The sequence below is a fragment of the Desulfosporosinus youngiae DSM 17734 genome (genome assembly GCF_000244895.1).
GTDB lineage: Bacteria > Bacillota > Desulfitobacteriia > Desulfitobacteriales > Desulfitobacteriaceae > Desulfosporosinus > Desulfosporosinus youngiae.
The window spans coordinates 3,234,995-3,258,277 of sequence record NZ_CM001441.1 but is presented as its reverse complement, the minus strand read 5'-3'; the positions used below and the strand labels follow the sequence as shown (position 1 = coordinate 3,258,277).

The following is a 23,283-nucleotide window of genomic DNA, read 5'->3' as shown; positions in this document are numbered from 1 at the left end:
CGAGAATGAGAATAAGTAATTTAAGTGCAAACATCCAATAATTTGAAGCCTGTGATGGACGATAAGTATTCAAGGCCAAACACTCCCTTCTTGAGAATAAGATATCATATTTCGACTTTTATGTCTAGGTTGCAAGTTGGTTCGCCTTAAAGCTCTTAACCGGCTATGTAGAGTTCACTGATTGATGTCGTTATTTCAAATTATATCATTATAATATGCCCAATAAATCCACTCGTGCATATGATGGAGCAGACACGGAGGGGATTGATATGTACGATGGAGAGTTATATGCCTGGCGGAACCTTATGGAAAGCGGAACACAGTGTCTTGGAGATGAACAATATCTTAAAGCTGAAAAATATTTTATTCAGGGTCTTATAAAAGCTTATGAATTGACGGTACCGGAAATCGTGGCATTTACATTACGGCTTTTAGCGACGGTAAGAGTGCGCCTGGGAAATCTGGAGTTTGCGGAAGACGGATTTAAAGAGGCTTTACGCATTTGTCAAGAACTTCAGAATGCTAAAGGTATGGCTGAAGCCTTGGCCGGTTTAGCAAGTATCTCGGTTAAAAGGGGCAAGCTTCAAAACGCGGCAGCCGAGTATGAACAAGCAATAGCTGTTTACCCAAAAACATCTCCTCAGTTAAGGCTTGGTATGCTTTATGCAGACCTGGGTCAAGTATATACGGCTCTCGAAGAATGGGCCGGAGCTAAACGTTCATATTCCCAAGCCCTGGAACTCTGTCGTTTGTATGGTTTTCCTAAAGGGGAAGCAGAATTAGTGGTCCTTTCAGGGGAATTATGCTTTCGGCTGGGGCAGAAAAATGAAGCCATAAGCAAACTAAAACACGCCTGTCAAATTTTCGCCCAAATCCAGGATATGGTGGCTTTATCAACAACCCTTCAATACCTGGCTCTGCTTTACTTTGACCAAAATAAAATGTTTTTGGCCTTTGAATGTCAACAAAGGGCTGTGGCCCTCAGTCTGGGATTTGACACAAAAGAGGGATTTAGTGAAAGCTGTTATTTTCTAAGTAAAATTGAGCAAAACCTGGAACATTTTCAAGAGGCTAGAAGTTACCTTGAACTATCGATTGATTTTTATCCGCATAAAAATTTAGATATGGCCTTACGCTATCAGAATTTGGGAAGCTTATTTTTCATTTCCATGGATTTGGCGAAATCTGAATTATATTATTTGAAGGCCTTAAGCCTCTTTGAATTGTTCCGGGATGAGCAGCGCATCAGTGAAGTATATGAAGCTTTGGCCCTCCTTAAGGGAATACGGGAGCAAAGGGAAGATCCTCTTAAATTTCAGGATAAGTCAGAGGATAGATCTCAACTCCATGGGGGGTTTACGTTGGATGCTTTAATCCATTTAGCTGAGTTTTACGAAAAACGGCATAATTATAGGGATGCTTTAGAATGTTACTGGAAGGCTCTGAAGAAAGCGCGTGATGCGGAAATAGTAACAGATTGGATTGAATCCAGAGTCCAGCAGGTATCAAAACGCCTGCGCAGGAAGAAATAGTTGGGATATTTCCAAAATTATTTAAAAGAGCTTTATAAATTATTGAAATTCAGATAGAATAAGCTATAGAAGTTGCTCCTTAAAGGGGACGGGGGGATGATCAAGATGAGAGAGGAAGACCCAATACTTCTCGAATGCTTGGAAGATGTGTATCTCACGTTTGAAAAAGCTTTAAAGAAGGCCTATCAGGTTCGTTCGATCCATGTCCAGAAGTTTGAACAGCTTCTTGTTGAGATAAGAAGCGAGCGGCGGATTTTTGAAGACATTTCTATTCCGGCCCGGCTGATTGTGGAACAACTCTTAGAATCCCAATTTAAAGTTGGACAGGTTGCGATAGAAGCGGAACGTCTTAAGCAATCTTTTGCCAGCGTAGCCTATGTTAAAGTTGAGGAGTTTGGAATTATTCACCTAAAATTAGGTGAATTGGAAATCTCCTGGCGTGACGGGAACTATTCTTATTATCTTTATCCTGATAAAGTAGAATTAAGGGCTGCCGATGAGAAGTCAGCTATTAAATTATTCTTTTCTATATCCTTTAATCGACAAACCCTGGAGCGGTTTCCGGAAATTTTAATTTCGCCGAACGTTGTTTATGTACATCCGCAGCTCGAAAAATGGATACGGAAGGTGTAATGATGTCAAATTTAGCTCAAGGATTAGTTCAGATTTATACGGGAAATGGCAAAGGGAAAACAACAGCAGCCTTTGGCTTAGCATTACGGGCAGTTGGTCACGGATTCCGGGTTTACATCATTCAGTTCATGAAAGGAATCGATGGCTACGGTGAATTAGATGGTATAAAACGTTTAAGTCCGGAATGCCAGCTTGAACACTTTGGAGGGCAAGGCTGGGTTCATAAAGGGGAAAACCTTGAGGGGCATCTTGAAGAAGCCAATAAAGCCTTCTTAAGAGCTGAAGAATTAATTCTGTCCGGGAACTGGGATATTGTTATCTTGGATGAGATTGTAAATGCCATTTGGTTTGAACTGATTCCGGAAAGTCGGGTTCTCGAACTGCTGAGTAAAAAACCGCCTCATGTTGAATTGATTTTGACGGGCCGAAACGCTTCACAGGCCTTGATTGAAAGAGCTGATTTGGTAACGGAAATGGTTCCGAAGAAACATCCTTATGAGAAGGGGATTATGTCGCGTAAAGGGATTGAGTTTTGATTCTTCTAGTATAAATTATTAAAAAAAACATCTCTTGTTTTGAGGGATGTTTTTTTTGTGCCTTTTATGCCGCTAAGGCGGTGCCAGCAGAGGATGAAAACGAGAGTGCTCCCGGGTCGGGCAGCTTCGCCCACATCCGCTCACCGCAGCATTCCGAGGCTCGCCCACTCGCCGGTGCGGGACTTCGCCAAACCTCCGGGTAATACCTGATGTGAACCCGTGGCTCCGTGTCCCCGCACCGTCTTGTGGGCTTTTATTGCCTCTCCATGCAATGGGTTCGCTTCTGTGGACGAAGCTGCCCTGCTTGGGGGTCTTTAAGTTTTAGGATGGTTTTTTCATAATAGGCCTCCATACCGCTAAAGGCGCTTAAAGGATGAATTTGTAAGGCCATGGAGGGCAATTCATAATTGTCCCTTTAGGTTTTCTGATGAGTATACTTAAATGAATAACGACTTATCTTCTCCAGCCAGGCATATATATTAAAGTATTATCCTGACAAAGCTTGTTGTTGGAGAAGGGAGGGCTACTATGGAAGTCATTAAGTGGCTGCGTGAACATCGTGAAGTTGAGGCTGCACTGGCTTGGAGCGGTACATTTGCTAATTACTTGCAGTTGGTTACTAATAACTCCAATTTGGCGCTGCATGCCCATGCTCGAATTTATGAGATGATCAAAGCGGCTGGGGTGGAAACAATCGGGGATCACAAAAACTATCATTTTTTTGACAAAGAACTCTTTGGCTTGGATAGAACGTTGGAACGACTTATTGAAGAGTATTTCCATAGTGCAGCTAAGCGTTTAGATGTTCGCAAACGAATCTTACTCTTAATGGGTCCGGTGAGTGGTGGCAAATCGACAATCGTCAGCCTGTTGAAAAGAGGACTTGAGGATTATACACGGACAGAGGAAGGAGCGGTTTATGCTATCGACGGGTGTCCCATGCATGAAGATCCCCTGCATTTATTGCCAGTATCTTTACGCCAACAATTCGAAGAAACTTACGGGATACGTATCGAAGGGAATTTATGCCCCGTTTGCCGCTTGCGCTTGGATGAGGAATTTGCCGGTGAAGTTGAACGTTTTCCAGTAAAAAGAATTTTGTTTTCGGAAGAGCAGCGGGTTGGGATTGGAACCTTTACTCCATCAGACCCTAAGTCTCAGGATATCGCAGATTTGACAGGAAGTATTGACTTTTCTTCGATCACGGAATATGGTTCGGAATCCGATCCCCGTGCCTATCGTTTCGATGGGGAGCTTAATAAAGCCAACAGAGGTCTGATGGAATTTCAGGAGATGTTAAAATCGGACGAGAAATTCCTTTGGAATCTGTTAAGTCTCTCCCAGGAAGGCAATTTCAAAGCCGGCCGCTTTGCGCTGATTTCTGCGGATGAGCTGATTATTGCTCATACTAATGAAAATGAATACAGAGCCTTTGTGGCCAATAAGAAAAACGAAGCCTTGCAATCCCGCATTATCGTTATGCCAATCCCCTATAATCTTCGAGTCAGTGATGAAGTTAAGATTTATGAAAAGTTAATTAGTCAAAGCGACATCAAAAATGTGCATCTGGCGCCCCATAGTCTCTGGGCAACCTCAGTCTTCAGTGTCCTGACCCGGTTAAAGCCCTCGAAAAAGCAAGGTATGGATTTGGTTAAGAAGATGCGTATCTATGATGGCCAGGATGTGGAAGGGTTTAATCAAAAGGATATCAAAGAGCTGTCCATGGAGGGGGAAGAACAAGGTGAAGGCATGAGCGGCGTGGATCCGCGTTATGTCATCAACCGTATTTCAACCGCTCTGATTCGTGATGAACATGCCTGCATCAATGCCTTGGATATTCTCAGAGCTTTAAAAGACGGTTTATCCCAACATACATCGATTATGAAGGACGAAAAGGAGAATCTGCTCAATCTAATTGCTGTGGCGCGCCGGGAATATGACGAAATGGCTAAGAAAGAAGTTCAGAAGGCATTTGTCTATGCCTATGAAGAATCGGCTAAGTCGCTGCTGAACAATTATTTGGATAATGTGGAGGCCTTCTGTAATTCAACCAAACTATACGACCAAATTACAGGGGAAGAATTAGCGCCTGATGAACAGCTTATGCGCAGCATAGAAGAACAAATCGGAGTTTCAGAAAATGCTAAGAAAACCTTCCGTGAGGAGATTCTGATTCGGATTTCAATGTACGCCCGCAAAGGAAAAACCTTTGGCTATGAATCTCATGAACGCTTGAAAGAAGCTATAGAGAAAAAACTGTTTGCGGATCTTAAGGATGTTGTTAAGATCACGACCTCTGTCGCTCATCCGGATCAGGATCAATTAAGACGAATCAACCATGTTATGGACCGGCTCGTTAAAGATCATGGCTACTGCCCGGTCTGCGCCAATGAGATCGTGAAGTATGTCGGCGCCCTCCTGAACCGCTAGAGAGGAAGGGGGATTTGTATGCCGGATGACATCATCGTAAATCATGATGACTGGACGTTGCATCGCAAAGGACATCTTGACCAGACCAGGCATAAGGAAAAGGTTGAAGAGGTCATCAAACAACAAATGGGAGATTTGATTGTTGATGAAAGCATCATTTTATCCGATGGCAAAAAAAACACTAAGATACCCATGCGTTCTCTTGAGGAATTTCGTTTTCGGTATGACTATAATAAGCAAAATCATACCGGGCAAGGGACCAAAAAGATGTCCCCCGGAGATATTCTGGGGCGGGAACAGGGTAAAGGAAAAGGTAAAGGAGGTCCGGGGAGCGGCGCAGGCGAAGAGCCGGGTCAGGATATTTATGAAGCAGAGGTTACCTATGAGGATTTAGCCAATATCCTTTTTGAAGAATTAAAACTGCCTAATTTAGATGATAAAAAGAGGCCCCTCATTGCCCATGACCGCCCGGAATTTAACGATGTCCGCAAAAAAGGCTTAATGGCTAATGTGGATAAAAAACGGACCTTGCTTGAAAGTATCAAGAGGCAAGCTTTTTCCAAAAAACAGACGAAAGATGCTAAATTAAAGATATCTCCGGAAGACCTGCGCTTCAAAACTTGGGAAACACGACCGAATTTCGAGACGAATGCGGTTATCCTGGCGATGATGGATACCTCAGGTTCCATGGGCCAATTTGAAAAATATATTTCCCGAACCTTCTTTTTTTGGATGGTACGGTTTCTGCGTTTAAAATACGAAAATGTTGAGATGCGCTTCCTGGCTCATCACACTGAAGCAAAAGAAGTTACGGAGGAGGAATTTTTTACTCGCGGCGAAAGTGGAGGAACCCGTTGTTCATCCGTCTATAGGTATGCCTTGGATTTAATTGAAAAGGAGTATCCCCCGGCTCATTATAATATTTATCCCGTTCATTTTACGGATGGGGATAATATTGGCTCGGATAATGCCAGGGCGCTGTCCCTGATGAAAAACTTGGTTGAAGTCAGTCAGGTAGTGGGCTATGGAGAAATCTTAAGAACCCATTATTCCAGTACCCTAATGTCAACGTTAAAGCGCATTGCTGATCCTAAGCTGCGGTTGGTAACCATAAGGGACCGCAATGAGGTTTACGATGCCCTTAAAACTGTTTTCTCTTAAGGAGGGAAGTCATGGTCAATGAGATGCGAGCCTTAAGTAATATGGCGCAGGATATTGCGCAAGTGGCCCGTGGCATGGGACTTGATTTCTATCCTGTGAATTTTGAAGTCGTTCCGGCGGAAGCATTATATACCTTCGGCGCTTATGGAATGCCGGTGCGTTTCACCCATTGGAGCTTTGGCAAAGCTTTTTACAGGATGAAGTTGCAATATGATTTGAATTTAAGCCGGATCTATGAATTGGTGATCAACACCAATCCCGCCTATGCCTTCTTGTTAGAGGGGAATGGATTAGTTCAAAACAAACTTGTGATAGGGCATGTCTATGCCCATGTGGATTTTTTCAAAAATAATCACTATTTCTCACGTACTCCGAAGGATATGGTGGAGCGGATGAGCGCCCACGCTGAGAGAATCCGCGACTATGAAATCCGCTATGGACGGGAAAAGGTTGAGAAAGTCATGGATGCAGTCCTGGCTATTCAAGAACATGTGGATTATCGGGCCCATATCGGGCCTAAGGATGAAACGGAAAAAGGACGCAAGCTGAATTTTTCAGCCAGGAAGGTTGGACATAGTTGTCAGAGTGATGCCTGCGGCGGCAAATGCAGTGGGGACTCAGCAAAAAACTCTTGTGGAGATGCGCAAGAAAAAACGCGCAAGAGAAGAGTCGTGTCAGCCTACGAAGATCTTTGGGAGGATCTGTCGGACGATGAATCAGAATCCTCGCCTGAGCAGGAATTCGAAGATCTGCTGCTTTACATTATTAAGTTTGCACCCGGTCTGGAAGAATGGCAAAAAGATATTGTCAGCATTGTTCGTGAAGAATCCTTGTATTTTTATCCTCAGATCGAAACTAAAATCATTAATGAAGGTTGGGCTACTTTCTGGCATGCTAAAATTATGCGGGAACTTGATTTAACGGATGCCGAGTCTCTGGAATTTGCACTGATGCACAGTCAAGTTGTTCAGCCATCCCGTATGGGGTTAAATCCTTATTATTTAGGCGTGAAAATCTGGGAAGACCTTGCTGAAGATAAAACCTTGGAGGAATTATTTGAAGTGCGCGAGACCGAAAATGACCTTTCCTTCATCCGCAATCACCTAAGCCGGGACTTAGTTAAGGATTTGAATTTATTTAATTTTCGGAAGGTCGGTGCGCACTGGCAGGTTACAGAAAATGAATGGGAGAAAGTCAGGGATAACCTGGTGAAACAATTGGTTAATGGAGGGCATCCGCGGATCGTAGTTATTGAGGGAGACTACGAGGGAAAAGGGGGATTGTATCTCAAACATTGTCATGAAGGAATTGATCTGGATATTATTTATCTGGAGAAAACACTCACTCTTGTTCAGTATCTTTGGGGAAAATCCGTGGCCTTGGAAACCATTATTGATGGCAGGAAGTACATCTATGAATCATCTAACCGGATGGTCAGCCGGCGTCAGGTATCTAAAAATGAAGGTGAAAACTAAAAAATAGTCCTTACTTAAAACAGATGCTAGAAATAGCGTCTGTTTTGAGTGAGTTAAGGGGGCTGTATATGGAGACGGTGTTAACCTTCCTCGGACAATTGGTTCAATCTATGATTTCATCCTTTGGTTATTCAGGGGTTTTCTTGGCCATGGCCATCGAAAGTGCTTGTATTCCTTTGCCAAGTGAGATTATCCTGCCATTTACGGGTTATATGGTATTTGGAGGGTATTTCAGCTTTTGGCAGGCAACGCTTGCCGCGACGTTAGGAAACCTCTTTGGGGGTCTTGTCGCCTATTATGCCGGTGTGTGGGGAGGGCGGCCCTTTATCAAACGGTACGGGCGATACGTCTTTATTAATGAACGGGAATTGGCTTGGACGGAACAGCTCTTTCGCCGGCATGGAGAGATCACGGTTTTTGTTGGACGCATCTTGCCGATCATGCGCACCTTTATTTCCCTGCCGGCAGGTATTGCCCGGATGAATCCCTTTAAAATGGCCGCCTATACGACTCTTGGGGCGTTCATCTGGTGTACTTTTTTGATCTATGTCGGTCAAAAACTGGGGGAGAACTGGGATTCGCTCAAACCCTACTTTCATCGTGCCGATGTTGTCATTGGTGGTGGTTTAGTACTTGCCATCCTTTATGTCATATGGAAACGCCATAAACGCGCCAGACCTTGATTCTGAACGCTGACTGAGGTATTAATTTATTAAATTGGAAGGAATTATCAAGAAGAATGTAGAATTTTTATAAAGAGCAATGAGGTTTTGTTTTTTTCGATAATGCCGAGGAGGGTATCAATGGTTAAAAAGAACTTTTTACTAACAACTGCCATTCTATTTGTTGGAACTTCATTTATAATTGGCAGTTACCTTATTGGAAATTCTATTCAATCGGTTGCCATGAGAGATTCAGACCAAGTATCAATCGATAATAAGGTGTTAAGTTTGTCTCAAACAGCTAAATACTTGAATATGACAGAAGACGAGATTCTGGGAATCATTCAGACGGAAAAGTCTATATTGGAGAAAACAGGCAGCTTTCACGGAAGAATGTTTCCTTACTTCACGGTAAATAGTAAACAATATTTTTATCTGAATGAGATAGACGAGTGGTTAAAAGAAGTTTCCAGCGGCCGCAGGGAATACAATACAACGGCGGGATGGATGCTTTAGGGTCTTTGGCAAAAAAAAGTTTCCATACATTAGGGAAAGTTTGAATCCGGTGGTATAATACAAAGGATACAAACCTACATAAAGGAGGTCACTCAGGTGACAAATGAAATGACTCAGGACCAAGAAGTAAAGCAAAACCCCATGGTGCTCATTGAAATGGAAAACAACCAAACGATTAAAATCGAACTTTATCCATCCATCGCCCCCGAAACGGTTCAAAATTTCGTGTCGCTTGTTTCACAAGGCTTTTACGATGGTCTTATTTTCCATCGCTGTATTCCGGGCTTTATGATTCAAGGCGGAGACCCTAATGGGACAGGAATGGGCGGCAGTAAACAAACCATCCGCGGCGAGTTCACTGCTAATGGATTTAAAAATGATTTAAAACATGATCGCGGAGTCATATCCATGGCTCGGACCTCCGCTCCTAATTCCGCAAGTTCTCAGTTTTTTATTGTCGTTAAAGCTGCCGGCCATTTAGACGGTCAATACGCTTCCTTTGGCAAAGTACTCGAAGGTATGGAGGAAGTGGATCGAATTGTAAGTGTTCCGAAGGATCGGGCAGACAAACCTTTAGAAGACCAGAGAATGAAGAAAGTTACGCTGCTGTCCTAGTGACACTTTGAAGTTGAGGGATTTATAACAGAAGAGGAGGGCCATGCCCTCTTCTTCTTGTACTATCAGACTTCCATGGCGCTGTGCGGTACCACTGATGGGTGAAAATAGGTCTCTCGGGTCGGGCAGCTTCTCCCACATCCGTTCACTCAGCACTCCGAGGCTGGCCCACTCACCGGCGCGGGACTCCGCCAAACCTCTGGGTAGTACCTGATGTGAACCCGTGGCTACGTCTCCCCGCACCGGCTTGTGGGCTTTTATCGCCTCTCCATGCAATGGGTTCGCTTCTGTGGACGAAGCTGCCCTGCTTGCGGGTCTGGAAATTCTTCAGATTGTTTTGGAGCTTTCGGGTTCCTTTTTTCAGGGCAGAAAGCATAAAATTGCGTTATATACTGCGAGAAGGCTAATACGTGCGAAGACAGTGTCTTCGGGCGCCAGCCAAGTTTTCTTTACATATCTATATCAATGAACTACTTAAAATCGAGGTGTAATATGTTAGATTTAATGCGGCTATTTGGTCAGGTGGTAGAAGAGCAGAGTTTTACTGTGGTTGCCCGAAAGCTGGGAATCAGCCAGCCTGCTGTTTCCAACCAAATACGCGCTTTCGAAGAAAAGCTTGGAGTCAAGCTGCTTTATCGAAAAGGAAAGGGCTTTGCCCTGACTCCGGAAGGAGAGATAGTCCATAAGCATGCCTTGCATATGCTTGATGAATGGTCAGAGCTTATGCGTGAAATTGGTGATTCAGAGAAGTTAATGAGCGGAAAAATTCATATTGGAGCATCCCATATTCCGGGAGAGTATTTGCTGCCTGCCTACTTAGCCGCCTTTCGCAAAAACTATCCGGAAATCATCTTTAAACTGTCAATTGGTGACAGCCTGGAGATGGCAGAAAAGGTACTCTCTCATGAAGTGGATTTTGCGGTTGTCGGAGCAGTATTTGATACGGAAAAGTTAACCTCCGAATTTTGGCTGAACGATGAATTAGGTTTCGTCATCTCCAGTGATCATCCCCTAAGTACGTGCGAAAGCCTTGAAATCAACTCCATTATGGAGGATCCTATGATCATTCGTGAGATGGGGTCCGGACATCGAAGAGCCTTTGAAGAAGCAATCTCCAAACATGGACTGGATTTAAATGATTTCAACATTGTCTTGGAAGTCGGAAGCACGGAAGCTGTAAAAAATGCCGTGCGTTCTGGTATAGGGTTTTCATTTCTTTCCAGGCATGCATCGGAATCTTGTGAGAAACAAGGTTTAGTCTGGGCAAACGTTAAGGACTTATCCATCGAACGGGGTTTTTATCTGCTGACCCGCAGAAATAAACCGCTCACACTCATTGCCGATGAATGCTACCGTTTTCTGGCCAGCCAGAGGTCGGAGGCCAGAGGCCAGGGGCTGGAATAAGGTACGAGTAATCGATGACAAGAAATGTTAGGGCAAAATGTCGTTGTTTGGATGGTTATGATCCCTTTGAGCTATTTTCGATGTAAGGGTATTTTTGCTATCGACACCTAAGTCTAAAATCCGCTGCGGCAGTATGCGATAATATTGTTGGAGGATGTTAGTGCTTTAGCTGAGGATTTTATTAAGGAGAGACACCGTTGAATTGGTTTATCAGTGACTTCAACATTCGGGCTTGCCGTTTGGTTAAATATTATAAACTAGAGAAAGCTCCTGACGTAACCTTGCTATATGGGCCAAGGGGGGTAGGGAAATCAGCACTGCTCCGGTATCTCTATCAAAAAAACGAGCCGGAGCAAGGGATGCTTATGACGGATGCCCTGGCTTTTGCTCGTCAGTATGCCTACTCTGCTCAGGAGAACAAGCTCGATGTTTTTCGTAAACGGCACCGCTCGGTCCGGCTGTTATTAATCGATGATCTTCAGTTTTTAGCAGGGAAAGCTAAAACAATTGAGGAGCTCCATTATACCTATGAATATATCATCGAAAATGGGGGCAAGATGGTGATCACTATGGAAGCGGATCTTCCGGTCTTAGACTTCCTGGGAGAGCGTCTCGCTTCACGGTTTTTGAGCGGTGTCGTTATCCCTATCGCCGGACCTGAAACCGATGAACTGGAACGTTTTTTAGAAGGCTATATTCGGGAAAAGCGTCTTTTCATGGACACTTCCGTGCTGAGCTTAATTGCCGGGCGCACGGATAATTTAGCCGATGCCCTTCTGTGTTTGAGGAAGTTCATTCAATTTGCTGAATTGCAGCAAGAGGAGTTAAGCCTCACCTGTTTTCAGGCCTACTGGGAACAAGAAGAAAGCAAAAAGAATAACTCGGCGGATCCCATGAATATTATTCGAAATGTCAGTGAAACTATGGGAATACCGGTGGAAGAATTACTGAGTGCCAGCCGAAAGACAAAGGTAAATGAAGCCAGGGAAATGGCAATTTATATCATACGAACCCTTTGCAATTGTTCTTATCCGGAGATAGGGCGATATTTTAATCGTAATCACAATACAATAATAATGTCTCATAAAAAAATGCAGGGAAAACTAGCCAAAGATCAGGAATTAAAAACAAAATATGAACTAATACTGAATGGTTTTCAATATTGAGAGTGTGATAAAAACGATGATAGAGCAAGATAATAAGAAAGGGTGATCCAATGTCGGGAAAAATAGAGCGGATCGGGGTGCTGACCAGCGGGGGAGATGCTCCTGGAATGAATGCAGCCCTTCGTGCAGTGGTCCGTAAAGGTATCTACCATGGAATTAAGGTTTATGGAATCAGCCGCGGATATGAAGGGCTTATTCACGGTGAAATTCAAGAGTTAAGTTTAGGATCCGTGGCGGATATTGTCCTGCGCGGCGGAACCATGCTCAAGACGGCACGTTGTCCGGAGATGAAAACAGAAGAAGGGCAGCAGAAGGCCTTAGATCAATTACATAAGCACCAAATAGACGCCTTAGTGGTCATCGGCGGGGATGGCTCTTTCAGAGGTGCTCAAACCCTGGCCAGGGGAATTCAGATCGTTGGGATTCCAGGCACTATCGACAATGATATTTCAGGAACCGATCTGACAATCGGTTTTGACACGGCAGTTAACACAGTCATTGATGCTGTGGGCAAAATCCGGGATACAGCGACCTCTCATGAACGGACCTTTGTGGTGGAAGTTATGGGCAGAGACTGCGGAAATATTGCTCTTCAGGCAGGGATTGCCTGTGGGGCGGAATCGATTTTGGTACCCGAAATCCCCTTTGATTATGATGAAATCTGCGATAAATTGAAACGCGGGCATCAACGCGGCAAAAATCACAGTATTATCATCGTCTCCGAAGGTGCGGGAAGTGCTTATAAAATAGGTGAGGAGCTGCGTACTCGTTCCGGGTTTGAGACTCGCATCACTATTCTGGGGCATTTGCAGCGGGGCGGCAATCCCAGCGCCTTAGATGCTGTCATTGCGGCAGCTATGGGAGGAAAAGCGGTGGAGATCATTTTGGCCGGAGAGACTAACAAAATGACAGCCTATGTCAACCAGGAGGTCATTTCCAGGCCCCTTGATGCGGCCTATGGTGAACGCCGTCCTTTTAACAGAAATCTTTATGAGTTGGCAAATCAGCTTTCAATTTAGGCTTGGAAACTGCAGAAATGAGGGTGATTTAATGGAGAATCAAGTTCGGTCCGGAGTAGGAATAGACTACACGGGGATGATGAATAGTCCGCAAAATCCAAGTGGCTTAACAAAGGAAGAGCTGTTGAGTCTTCAGAATGCCTTGGATCAAGCCCAGACTTCACTTGAGGAGCGCCGGGAGGCCGGTGAGCTGGATTTCTCTAAGCTTCTGGACTCCATGAAGGCCCAAGTTCCAGGAATCATTAAGTATGCCGATACTGCAGCCGCTAACTTTGAAAACTTGGTTGTTTTGGGCATTGGAGGCTCAGCCCTTGGACCGCTGGCTGTTCAGCAGGCCCTGAACCATTATTACTACAATGAACTTCCTCCCGAGAAGCGGGGGTACCGGCCCCGTTTGTATGTGGTGGACAATATTGATCCGGTGCGATTTAAAGAATTGTTAGAGATGCTTGATCTTCGCAAAACCCTGTTTAATGTGATTTCCAAATCAGGCAATACCTCAGAAACCATGGCTCAGTTTTTAATTGTCCGGGATAATTTACGCCGGGTCTGTGGAGATACTTATGGGGAGCATATCGTTGTCACGACAGATAAAGAAAAAGGGAACCTCCTGCCAATTGCTCTTAAAGAAGGGTTTCAGCGCTTTGTAATACCTGGGGGAATAGGAGGACGGTTTTCTGAATTAACCCCTGTGGGTTTGCTGGCTGCTGCCATCTGCGGAATTGACATTGCTCAGCTTCTGGAGGGTGCTCTGAGCATGGACCGGCGGATTCGGGAAACCCAAGGGGTGCTCTTAAATCCGGCCCAATTAAGGGCAGCCTTGGCTCATCATTTATGGCAAAAAGGCAAGACTATTTCGGTGTTTATGCCTTACGCGGACAGCTTAAAAACCATGGCGGACTGGTATGCTCAATTGTGGGCGGAAAGCTTGGGAAAACGCTATGACCGCCAGGGACGTGAAGTCCATGCCGGGCAGACCCCGGTCAAAGCGCTGGGGGTAACGGATCAGCATTCCCAAGTGCAGTTATATGTTGAAGGGCCTGATGATAAGGTGATTACCTTTGTGACTATCGGGAACTTTAAGGAATCCCAAGTGATTCCCTTAGACCCTGAGCTGCCTGAAGATATTCACTTCTTAGGAGGACGTACCTTGGAGGAGCTGCTGTTTGCGGAACAGAAGGCAACCGAATATGCTTTGACCTTAGCCGGGCGGCAGCATCAGAAAATCATACTTTCCAAGTTAGATGCCTACAACCTAGGACAGTTGCTGCTGCTCCTGGAGTGGGAGACAGCCTATATGGGTGAGCTGCTGAATATTAATGCTTATGATCAGCCGGGGGTTGAAGAGGGAAAAAACGGGACCTACGCCTTAATGGGCCGCAAGGGATATGATGTGAGAAAACGCGAGATAGAGGAGTATGGGAAGATTCGCTATATCCTCTAAAAGAGGGTCGGGAGGACAAGGTACCTTGTTCCTTAATGCAGATAACATGAGTGAACTCTCAATATTGTTAAATATAATATAAGATTTAAAAAAATTAGATTCTATTATGAAGGATTTTGACGGATTGATGTAGAATAAGCTTAATATAGATAATAAATTGAGATCTGTGAAGGAATAACAGCCTTTTCAAGATAACTCAAGATAACTCAAGATAACTCAAGATAACAAGAATAAGTATAAATGGCCATGGAGGTCAATGTTCTCGCTGCATGTGAGAGCTTGTCTTTCATGGCCATTTTTGTTTTTATATGTCAGTTATAAGTTACTTCTATCCGATAATTTTACCGGTTTTCTTGGCAGTGACCGAATACTTTTTATTTAACGAAACCCGGCTGAAGGGTTAAGAAAGAGGCTATTTCTCTTTTTTTATAAATAAATTCAACTTTTAGGAGGGGGAAATCAAACAATGAAGAAACACCGAAGAATCTGGGCCTTACTGATCTCCTGTATCATGCTGGGGTCACTGGTGCTTACCGGCTGTGCGGCCGGAACCGCTCCAACCGGAGGCAGCTCCCCAAACCAACCCGTCAAGGATGAGCTTGTCATCTCGGTTGGTTATGGCATGTGCAGCGGGGGCTATGATCCGATTGTCGGCTATGGGATTTATGGCTATGGCATTTTTCACAGCACATTATTAAAATTTAACGAGAAAATCGAGACCGAGCCGGACGTGGCCAAGGAATACAAGATCAGTGACGATGGTTTGACTTATACTTATACTTTGCGGGATGATATTAAATTCTCCGACGGACAAGCTCTGACAGCCTCCGACGTAGCTTTTACTTATATGAAAGCCAAAACAAGCGGTTCCAGTGTGGACTTGACCATGCTGGAAAAAGCGGAAGCAGCTGATCCTGCAACCGTGGTATTTACCCTGAATAAAAAATGGTCTGCCTTTGCTTCCACAACCGCTCTGCTGGGCATCGTTCCCGAGCATGCTTATGGTGAAGGGTATGGAGATAACCCCATCGGCTCCGGCCCCTTTAAGGTGGCACAATTGGACAAGGAGCAGCAGTTGATCGTGGTTCCCAATGAATATTATTATGGTCAGAAACCGGCCTTTAAGAAAATCACCATTCTCAATCTGGATGAGGAAGCAGCCCTTGCTGCCGCCAAATCCGGCACCCTGGATGTGGTGATGGTCAACCCTGAATACGCTGAAGAAAAGGTGCCCGGGATGACCTTGCAGAGCATCAAAACCGTCGATAACCGGGGCTTCAACCTCCCGGTTATCCCTGAAAAACTTGACGCGGACGGCAAGGTGATCGGCAACAATGTTACCAGTGATATTGCAATACGGGAAGCTCTGACCATCGGGATTGATCGGGTAACGATTATCAAGAATGCCCTTAACGGTATCGGGGTTCCTGCCTATGGCCGGGTAGACGCTCTGCCCTGGAACAATACCCCGGAGTTTAAAGATGACCGGGTGGATGAAGCTAAAGCTATTTTGGAGAAAGCAGGCTGGGTGGATACAGACGGTGACGGCATCCGGGAAAAGAATGGCCTCAAAGCGGAGTTCAAGATTACCGGACGCAGCGATGACCTGCAGCGCTATAATCTGGCCGTGGCTTTAAGCGGGGATGCTAAAAAACTGGGCATTAACATCATTGCTGAAGCGGCAGCCTGGGCAGATGCCAAAGCCATGAGCAGAAATACACCCACCTGTTTTGGCTTCGGAGATTATAATCCCATTGACCTTTACAATGGCTACTACTCCAAGATGATGGGACAAGGGATCAGCAACACTCCATCCTACTCTAATCCCAAAGTGGATGAATACATTGAAAAGGCGCTTGCCGCTACCACTATGCAGGAAGCCATCGAATACTGGAAGCTGATGCAATGGGATGGACAGACCGGAACCAGCGTGGATTATCCGTACCTGTGGCTTGTCAATATTGATCACACTTACTTTGTCCGGGATGGGTTGGATCTGGGCAAGCAGCGGCTTCACCCCCATGGGCATGGCATTCCTGTTATTGCCAACCTGAATGAGTGGAGCTTTAGCCAATGAGCCGGAATTCCCTAATCTACATTCTGACAACCTTGCTGCGCATGATGACCTTGCTTGTTGCGATCAGTATCGTAACCTTTATGCTGGTCATGTCTTCCCCGATCGATCCCATTGATGCCTATGTGGGTTCGGAATCAAACATTTCCCAGGAACAGCGGGACAATGTGGCTGAATATTGGGGGCTGAACAAAGCGCCGGCGGAACGATATTTAATCTGGGCGGGTAATTTGCTGGAAGGGGATATGGGAACCTCCATCACCTATCGCCTGCCCGTTTCCCAGGTTATTGCCGAGCGTTTTAAAGCTTCCTGCATCCTGATGGGGGTAGCCTGGGTGCTCTCCGGCCTGCTTGGCTTTATCATGGGCATTCTGGCGGGAGTAAATAAAGGAAGGAAGCTGGACCGGGTTCTTAAAACATTTTGCCTGACCCTATCCTCGGCACCCACCTTCTGGGTCGGGCTGCTGATTCTGATGGTCTTCGCCGTCAATCTCAAGTGGTTTCCCATCGGCTTGGCAGCCCCCATCGGCAAACTGGCCTCGGACGTCACGATCTGGGAGCGTATTCACCATTTAATTCTGCCGGCCTTTACCTTAAGCATTATCGGGGTGTCCAATATCGCTTTGCATACCCGTCAGAAAATAATTGATGTCTTGGAGTCGGACTATGTCTTATTTGCCAAGGCACGGGGGGAATCGACGTTCAGTATTGTCAAACGCCATGGCTTGAGAAATATCATGCTTCCGGCCATAACCCTGCAATTTGCCTCGTTCAGTGAGCTGTTTGGCGGTTCGGTTCTGGCTGAGCAGGTCTTTTCCTATCCCGGTCTGGGCAATGCAGTCACTCAGGCCGGTCTGAAGGGGGATGTGCCCTTGTTTTTGGGAATCGCCTTATGGAGTGCCTTGTTTGTGTTCGTGGGCAATTTCCTGGCTAATATTATCTATGGAATTGTCGATCCTCAGATAAGGGAGGGGAATGCCCATGGCTAGACCCAAGGGGATGAACCGGCGCACCCGAACTCTGATTGTCCTAGGTCTGGCGGCGGCGGTTTTGCTTCTGATTACGATTATGGGTGTGATGATGAGCCCGGATGCCTATGCTCCGGACTATAGTGTCAAAAAACTGGCCCCTTCTTTGGAACATTGGTATGGAACGGACTATCTGGGGCGGGATATGTTTGCCCGGACGATTAAAGGATTGTCCAACAGCATTCTGATCGGCATGCTGGCTGCCACGGTCAGTGCCCTGATTGCCCTGGTGCTGGGAATTGTGGCAGCTACGGCTGGGGGTAATGTGGATAAGCTGATTACCTGGCTGGTGGATTTATGTATGGGTGTTCCCCATTTGGTCATGCTGATGCTTATTTCGTTTATGATGGGGAGGGGGATGCAAGGTGTGATCATCGGGGTGGCAGTGACCCATTGGCCCAATCTGACCCGGGTGGTGCGGGCCGAGGTTTTGCAGATCCGCAATGCCCATTATGTTCAGGCCGCCCGGAAATTAGGCAAAAGCAATTGGTTTATTGCCAAAGCCCATATCGTTCCTCATGTATTTCCTCAATTTGTAATCGGGCTGATTCTGTTGTTCCCTCATGCTATCCTCCATGAAGCAGCCATCACTTTTTTAGGATACGGGCTGCCCCTGGATATGCCTGCCGTCGGGATCATCCTGTCTGAGGCCATGAAGCATTTAGCCACCGGGATGTGGTGGCTGGCTTTCTTCCCCGGCCTGATGCTTCTGCTGATTGTGATGATGTTCGATGCCATCGGAGAGAATGTTAAAGCCTTAATTGATCCATTCAGTGCCCAGGAATAAGGAGGTAAAAAGGTGACAAAGCAACCGGAAACGATTCCTGTGCTGGAAGTCGAGAACCTTTCGGTCCAATTCAGGATGTATGACAGAGGGCTTAGACAACGGGATCTGGAGGTTATTTCCCAGCTCGACGTGAGTATTGAGGCAGGGGAGATCCTGGCCGTGGCCGGTTCCAGCGGCTCGGGGAAGAGTCTGCTCGCCCATGCTATCCTGGGTCTGTTGCCCGGCAATGCCGGAACCAGCGGAAGGATTAAATTCTGCGGTCAAACCCTGACTCCTGAGCTGCAGAAGAAATTGCGCGGACAGGAGATGGCCCTTGTTCCTCAGTCTGTAACCTATCTTGATCCACTGATGCGGGTCGGCAAGCAAGTGAGGGGGGAAAAAGGAACAGAGGCGCAGCAGCAGCAAGCCTTTGCCCGTTATGGTCTTGGTCAGGAAGCTGGCCGGAAATTCCCTTTCCAGCTTTCGGGGGGGATGGCCAGGCGGGTGTTGGTCTCTACCGCAGTCATCAACGATACCAAACTAATTATTGCGGATGAACCGACGCCGGGGCTTAATCCGGAAATCGCCGAGGAAACCTTGCGCAATTTCCGGGAGCTGGCTGATCAGGGCTGCGGAGTTATGCTGATTACCCATGATATTGATCTGGCCTTTAAAGTAGCGGACCGGATCGCGGTATTTTATGCCGGAACAACGGTTGAAATTGCTCCTGCGGGCGATTTCGTCAAGGGCGGGGATGCTTTGAGGCATCCCTACAGCAAAGCCCTGTGGAATGCTCTCCCGCAAAATGGCTTCACACCGATTCCGGGGACCCAGCCTTATGCCGGCAGCCAACTATCAGGCTGCCGCTTCGCTCCCCGCTGTTCCGACCGCACGGCTGAATGTACAGGCGACATACCTATGCGCTCTGTCAGGGGCGGGAAGGTGAGGTGTGTTCATGCGACTTGAAGCGCAGCAAATCAGTTTCAGATATGGCAAAGCGGCCTGGCTGCTCAAGGATATCAATCTAAGTGTAGCGCAAGGGGAACGTGTCGGCCTGGTTGGTCCGTCCGGTTATGGGAAAAGTACGTTGGCTCAGATTTTGTCAGGTTATATCAGGCCAACAAGGGGTAAGGTGCTGATCGACGGCAGCCCTCTGCCTGATTCCGGCTACTGTCCTGTCCAGTTGATTTATCAGCATCCGGAAAAAGCCCTGAACCCGCGCCGGAAGTTAGGCGACTCTCTTCGGGAAGGCTGGGCCCCGGATGATCAGCTCCTGGCTGCCATGGGAATCGAGCGGGAATGGCTGGGACGCTGGCCTAATGAACTTTCGGGCGGGGAACTGCAGCGCTTCTGTGTTGCCCGGGCTCTTGGACCCCAGACCCGTTTCCTGCTGGCAGATGAAATGAGCACGATGCTTGATGTGATTACTCAGGCTCAGATTTGGGATATTGTGCTCAAAGCAGTGGAAGAGCGCCAAATGGGTCTTTTGGCGGTCACCCATAACCGGGCCTTAGCTGAAAGGGTATGTACGAGGATTATCGATTTGGAAGAATTGAACAATTGTTAATTCGATTTCTTTGGCCAAGTGTTTGATCCTTGGGAAGCCCCCCTTACTTACATTGTGACTATAACAATGGCAAATAAGGGAGGCCTTTTTCAATGCCCGAGTCCATCCTTGATCTTCAGAAAAGCTCGCTGGGGTTGGCAGGTGTTGATATAAAAATTACAAAGTGTGATATAAAAGAAAAAAAATGTCAAAGGCTAGAGGAAATTTGAAACATATGTTGAAAGTAATATAAGACAAATTAGTAATTAATTCAAAAAAATAGAACCCATAAAAACTTTCAGGAAGTGACAGGATTTTCAATTGAGTAAATAAGGGGATGATTATAAGCGGAGAGGTTTGTTGTAAAAAGAAGAAACTGATTGATCACGTATCCATGAGATTGAAGGTAAGGTGAAGAGGATGAGCGAAGAACTGATCTTTGATAACCGTAACAAAAAGCATACGTTTTATGAACTTTTTGATTTGGAGGAAATTCAAAAGCTTCAGGATTCATTGTCTGCCGCAACTGGTGTGGCTTCTCTGATTACAGAGCCCGATGGAACTCCAATCACTAAGCCCAGCGGATTTTGCAATTTGTGCACTGAAATAAGAAAAACCGAAATCGGGCGTAAGAACTGTCTGATTTCAGATTCAATCATTGGCGGTCTTAATAAAAAAGGGCCCAATATTCAACGATGCTTGAGCGGAGGCTTGCTTGATGGGGGAGCAAGTATCATCGTTGCGGGGGAGCACATCGCCAATTGGCTGGTAGGACAAGTGCTTGACGAAGCCTATGGAGCGGATCAATTCCAGTATGCAGATTTAATTGGTATGGATCAGGAACTTTATCAACGGGAATTACTGAAGGTTAAAAGGATGACTCGCGGACAATTTGAGAATATATGTAATTATCTGTTCTTAACGGTCCAACAACTTTCAAGCTATGCTTTGCAAAACAGTTTTTTAGAGGATAAAGTCAATGAAAAAATTCATAAGGAAATAGAAATTACCAATTTAAATAAGGACCTTGAACAGCGAATCCAGGAAAGGACTATCCAGTTGGAAGAGACCAATGCCTTGCTGGAAGAGACTAACGCTTTGTTGGAAGAAACCAATGCCGAACTGCAAGAGACCAATGCCGAACTTGAAGAAATGAACGCCGTGCTCGAAGAAGAGATTATAAAACGCCAAAAGGCTGAAGACGAAGTCAAGGTGCTTAATGAAGATTTAGAGAAGAAAGTTATTGCACGAACCATTCAGCTTCAGGACCTGAACAGTATTTTGGAAGAGGAGATTATTGAAAGGATCCGGGCTGAAAATGAATTGAATAAGGAGAGAGTCTTCACAGATGCCCTGTTTCATAGTGCCCAAGGGATGATTTATCTCTATGATGATAAGAGTAAGTTAGTCCGTTGGAATGACAAACACGAGGAAATGACCGGCTATAGTGCTGAAGAATTGGCAGAAATGCATTTGTTGGATTGGTATGAAGGAGATCAAGCAAGCCAAAAAGCCGTTTTAGATGGGCTTGCTATGATTGACAAGACAGGTTTCGGGAACGCTGAAGCTAATCTCCGGAAAAAGGACGGCACAAGAATTCCCATGCTGTTCACGGCCAGTAAAGTCATGATTGATGACAAACAATATTTTGCGGGTGTAGGAATTGATATAACCGAATGGAAGCAACTGAATGAACGGCTTCATAAATATCAAGTTCTGGCTGAAAAATCCAAAGACCCCATGCTTTTCGTTGACAAGCAGGGGAATATTCTTGAAGTTAACAATGCTGCCGCTGAGACTTATGGTTATACTTACGCTGAACTCTTGTCGATGACAATCTATGATTTGCGGCATTGCAGTGAATCAGCTGAGATTGCTGAGCAAATGGAATTAGCCGATAAAGAAGGTATTCTTTTTGACACCGTTCATTATCTTAAAGATGGGACGTCCATTAATGTTGAAGTAAGTTCACAAGGAACCATGTTAGGGGGCAGACGGGTTCTGCTGAGCATTGTCAGAGATATCACGGATCGAAAAAGACGAGAAGATGAAAATCGTTTTTTGAGCTATCACGACCCGTTAACAGGGCTCTATAACAGAAGGTTTTATGAAGAAGCAATCAAACAGTTGGATACGGAAGAGAATATTCCTATTTCCATTATTATCGGGGATGTCAACGGCCTGAAGCTTGTCAACGATGCCTTTGGTCACGATATTGGAGATAAACTTTTGCAAGAAGCAGGAAAAGCCATTCAGAGTGCCTGCCGAAACGATGATATTGTGGCTCGCTGGGGCGGAGATGAATTTGTTATTCTTCTGCCTAAGACAGCTTCAGAGGAAGCAGAAAAGCTTGTCGTCCGAATACGGGAAAACTATAGTGATGTGCTGATTAATGCTATTCGCATGAGCATATCCTTTGGATGGGAGACTAAGAAGAATCCCGGTGACGATATATTAAAGATTTTAAAAAGTGCTGAGGATATTATGTACAAGCACAAAGTCATTGAGAACGAAGGTATGAGAGGCAATACTATTAATACGATTATTAATACATTACACGAAAAAAACCCTCGGGAAGAACAACACTCGAAAAGAGTCAGTCAAATTTGTCAGGATATTGGCAGAACAATCGGTCTGTCGGAAATAGAAATAAGCCGGCTGAAAGTTGTAGGGTTGCTTCATGATATAGGAAAGATTGCCATTGAAGAAGGAATTCTCAATAAGCCCGGAAAACTTACGGATCGTGAGTGGGATGACTTAAAAAGGCATCCGGATATAGGCTACAGAATTTTGAGTTCATCCTATGAAATGGTGGATTTGGCTGACTGTATCTTAGCCCATCATGAACGATGGGATGGAAAAGGCTATCCCAAAGGCTTAAAAGGTGAAGCTATTCCATTGGTATCAAGGATCATTGCTCTGGCCGACAGCTATGATGCTATGATCAGCGAGCGCCCTTACCGGGTCTCTTTGACAGAAAAACAAGCCTTGGAGGAGATCAGGAGGAATTCCGGTACCCAGTTCGATCCAGCGATTGCAGGAATATTTATAGAAAAGCTTTTAAGCGGCTATCCAAAGGATTGATTGGATAGCTTTTTTTTGTATTTGGCAAGAATTTAGGATTAAAACCACAAGGAGAGTAAAGTGTTATGAAAAAAACATTATTTCATTTATCTATACTTATACCTACATACATTATCTTTTCTTATATAATGAAAGGATCATTTTTAAATATAGATTGGAATATGTTAGTTTTTGTTATAATTGTTTCTTCTA

The 23,283-nt window shown here is 45.3% G+C and carries 21 protein-coding genes; 19 read left to right on the top strand and 2 right to left on the bottom strand.

The window, feature by feature from the left end; all coding sequences use genetic code 11:
- The first annotated feature begins 269 nt into the window (after positions 1-269).
- The 3 genes from DESYODRAFT_RS15055 (at position 270) to cobO (ending at position 2,701) form a co-directional block, all read left to right on the top strand.
- A complete protein-coding gene (locus tag DESYODRAFT_RS15055) occupies positions 270-1,532 on the top strand; it encodes a tetratricopeptide repeat protein (protein WP_007784426.1) in 1,263 nt (420 codons plus the stop codon).
- A gap of 105 nt (positions 1,533-1,637) precedes the next feature.
- Positions 1,638-2,165, top strand: coding sequence for a hypothetical protein (locus DESYODRAFT_RS15050; protein ID WP_007784425.1), 528 nt, complete (start codon positions 1,638-1,640; stop codon positions 2,163-2,165).
- Positions 2,166-2,167: 2 nt separating this feature from the next.
- Positions 2,168-2,701 carry a cob(I)yrinic acid a,c-diamide adenosyltransferase gene (gene cobO / locus DESYODRAFT_RS15045; RefSeq protein WP_042338637.1) on the top strand — a complete coding sequence of 178 codons (534 nt, stop codon included), beginning with the start codon at positions 2,168-2,170 and terminating at the stop codon, positions 2,699-2,701.
- 140 nt (positions 2,702-2,841) lie between these two features.
- Here cobO and DESYODRAFT_RS29585 read toward each other — a convergent pair whose 3' ends face one another.
- On the bottom strand, positions 2,842-2,973 hold the full coding sequence (locus DESYODRAFT_RS29585) for a hypothetical protein (protein ID WP_282433032.1): 132 nt from the start codon (positions 2,971-2,973) through the stop codon (positions 2,842-2,844).
- A 256-nt stretch (positions 2,974-3,229) separates the two neighbouring features.
- On the opposite strand from DESYODRAFT_RS29585, the gene DESYODRAFT_RS15040 reads away from it, so the two are divergent.
- The 6 genes from DESYODRAFT_RS15040 (at position 3,230) to DESYODRAFT_RS15015 (ending at position 9,560) form a co-directional block, all read left to right on the top strand.
- Positions 3,230-5,131, top strand: coding sequence for a PrkA family serine protein kinase (locus DESYODRAFT_RS15040; protein WP_007784421.1), 1,902 nt, complete (start codon positions 3,230-3,232; stop codon positions 5,129-5,131).
- Positions 5,132-5,149: 18 nt separating this feature from the next.
- Positions 5,150-6,292, top strand: a complete 1,143-nt coding sequence (yhbH, locus tag DESYODRAFT_RS15035; RefSeq protein ID WP_007784419.1) for a sporulation protein YhbH — start codon at positions 5,150-5,152, stop codon at positions 6,290-6,292.
- Positions 6,293-6,303: 11 nt separating this feature from the next.
- Complete coding sequence (locus tag DESYODRAFT_RS15030; RefSeq protein WP_007784417.1) at positions 6,304-7,767, top strand: SpoVR family protein; 1,464 nt, start codon at positions 6,304-6,306, stop codon at positions 7,765-7,767.
- 68 nt (positions 7,768-7,835) lie between these two features.
- Positions 7,836-8,450 (top strand): DedA family protein, encoded by a 615-nt coding sequence (locus tag DESYODRAFT_RS15025; protein ID WP_007784415.1) that lies wholly within the window; start codon positions 7,836-7,838, stop codon positions 8,448-8,450.
- A gap of 120 nt (positions 8,451-8,570) precedes the next feature.
- On the top strand, positions 8,571-8,945 hold the full coding sequence (locus DESYODRAFT_RS15020; RefSeq protein ID WP_007784414.1) for a hypothetical protein: 375 nt from the start codon (positions 8,571-8,573) through the stop codon (positions 8,943-8,945).
- 96 nt (positions 8,946-9,041) lie between these two features.
- On the top strand, positions 9,042-9,560 hold the full coding sequence (locus DESYODRAFT_RS15015) for a peptidylprolyl isomerase (RefSeq protein ID WP_007784412.1): 519 nt from the start codon (positions 9,042-9,044) through the stop codon (positions 9,558-9,560).
- Here DESYODRAFT_RS15015 and DESYODRAFT_RS27395 read toward each other — a convergent pair.
- Positions 9,519-9,836 carry a hypothetical protein gene (locus DESYODRAFT_RS27395; RefSeq protein WP_083842175.1) on the bottom strand — a complete coding sequence of 106 codons (318 nt, stop codon included), beginning with the start codon at positions 9,834-9,836 and terminating at the stop codon, positions 9,519-9,521. The two genes, DESYODRAFT_RS15015 and DESYODRAFT_RS27395, sit on opposite strands and share 42 nt — an antisense overlap.
- A 216-nt stretch (positions 9,837-10,052) precedes the next feature.
- Between DESYODRAFT_RS27395 and DESYODRAFT_RS15005 the strand changes: the two genes are divergently transcribed.
- From DESYODRAFT_RS15005 to DESYODRAFT_RS14960, 10 genes are all read left to right on the top strand, one after another.
- The gene (locus DESYODRAFT_RS15005) at positions 10,053-10,964 is read left to right on the top strand and encodes a selenium metabolism-associated LysR family transcriptional regulator (RefSeq protein WP_007784410.1); all 912 of its coding nucleotides are present in this window, start codon (positions 10,053-10,055) and stop codon (positions 10,962-10,964) included.
- A 197-nt stretch (positions 10,965-11,161) separates the two neighbouring features.
- Positions 11,162-12,130 (top strand): DnaA/Hda family protein, encoded by a 969-nt coding sequence (locus DESYODRAFT_RS15000; RefSeq protein ID WP_007784409.1) that lies wholly within the window; start codon positions 11,162-11,164, stop codon positions 12,128-12,130.
- Between the two features lie 50 nt (positions 12,131-12,180).
- The gene (gene pfkA / locus DESYODRAFT_RS14995; RefSeq protein WP_007784406.1) at positions 12,181-13,149 is read left to right on the top strand and encodes a 6-phosphofructokinase; all 969 of its coding nucleotides are present in this window, start codon (positions 12,181-12,183) and stop codon (positions 13,147-13,149) included.
- Between the two features lie 31 nt (positions 13,150-13,180).
- A complete protein-coding gene (locus tag DESYODRAFT_RS14990; RefSeq protein ID WP_007784405.1) occupies positions 13,181-14,593 on the top strand; it encodes a glucose-6-phosphate isomerase in 1,413 nt (470 codons plus the stop codon).
- 466 nt (positions 14,594-15,059) lie between these two features.
- Positions 15,060-16,670 carry an ABC transporter substrate-binding protein gene (locus DESYODRAFT_RS14985; protein ID WP_007784403.1) on the top strand — a complete coding sequence of 537 codons (1,611 nt, stop codon included), beginning with the start codon at positions 15,060-15,062 and terminating at the stop codon, positions 16,668-16,670.
- A complete protein-coding gene (locus DESYODRAFT_RS14980) occupies positions 16,667-17,656 on the top strand; it encodes an ABC transporter permease (protein WP_007784401.1) in 990 nt (329 codons plus the stop codon). The genes DESYODRAFT_RS14985 and DESYODRAFT_RS14980 overlap by 4 nt, the downstream gene beginning before the upstream one ends.
- Positions 17,649-18,482, top strand: coding sequence for an ABC transporter permease (locus DESYODRAFT_RS14975; RefSeq protein WP_007784399.1), 834 nt, complete (start codon positions 17,649-17,651; stop codon positions 18,480-18,482). Before DESYODRAFT_RS14980 ends, DESYODRAFT_RS14975 begins: the two co-directional genes overlap by 8 nt.
- A 12-nt stretch (positions 18,483-18,494) precedes the next feature.
- Positions 18,495-19,427 (top strand): ABC transporter ATP-binding protein, encoded by a 933-nt coding sequence (locus tag DESYODRAFT_RS14970; protein WP_007784397.1) that lies wholly within the window; start codon positions 18,495-18,497, stop codon positions 19,425-19,427.
- Positions 19,417-20,028, top strand: coding sequence for an ABC transporter ATP-binding protein (locus DESYODRAFT_RS14965; RefSeq protein WP_007784395.1), 612 nt, complete (start codon positions 19,417-19,419; stop codon positions 20,026-20,028). Before DESYODRAFT_RS14970 ends, DESYODRAFT_RS14965 begins: the two co-directional genes overlap by 11 nt.
- Positions 20,029-20,427: 399 nt before the next feature.
- Positions 20,428-23,091, top strand: a complete 2,664-nt coding sequence (locus DESYODRAFT_RS14960) for a PocR ligand-binding domain-containing protein (protein ID WP_007784391.1) — start codon at positions 20,428-20,430, stop codon at positions 23,089-23,091.
- The last annotated feature ends 192 nt before the right edge of the window (positions 23,092-23,283 follow it).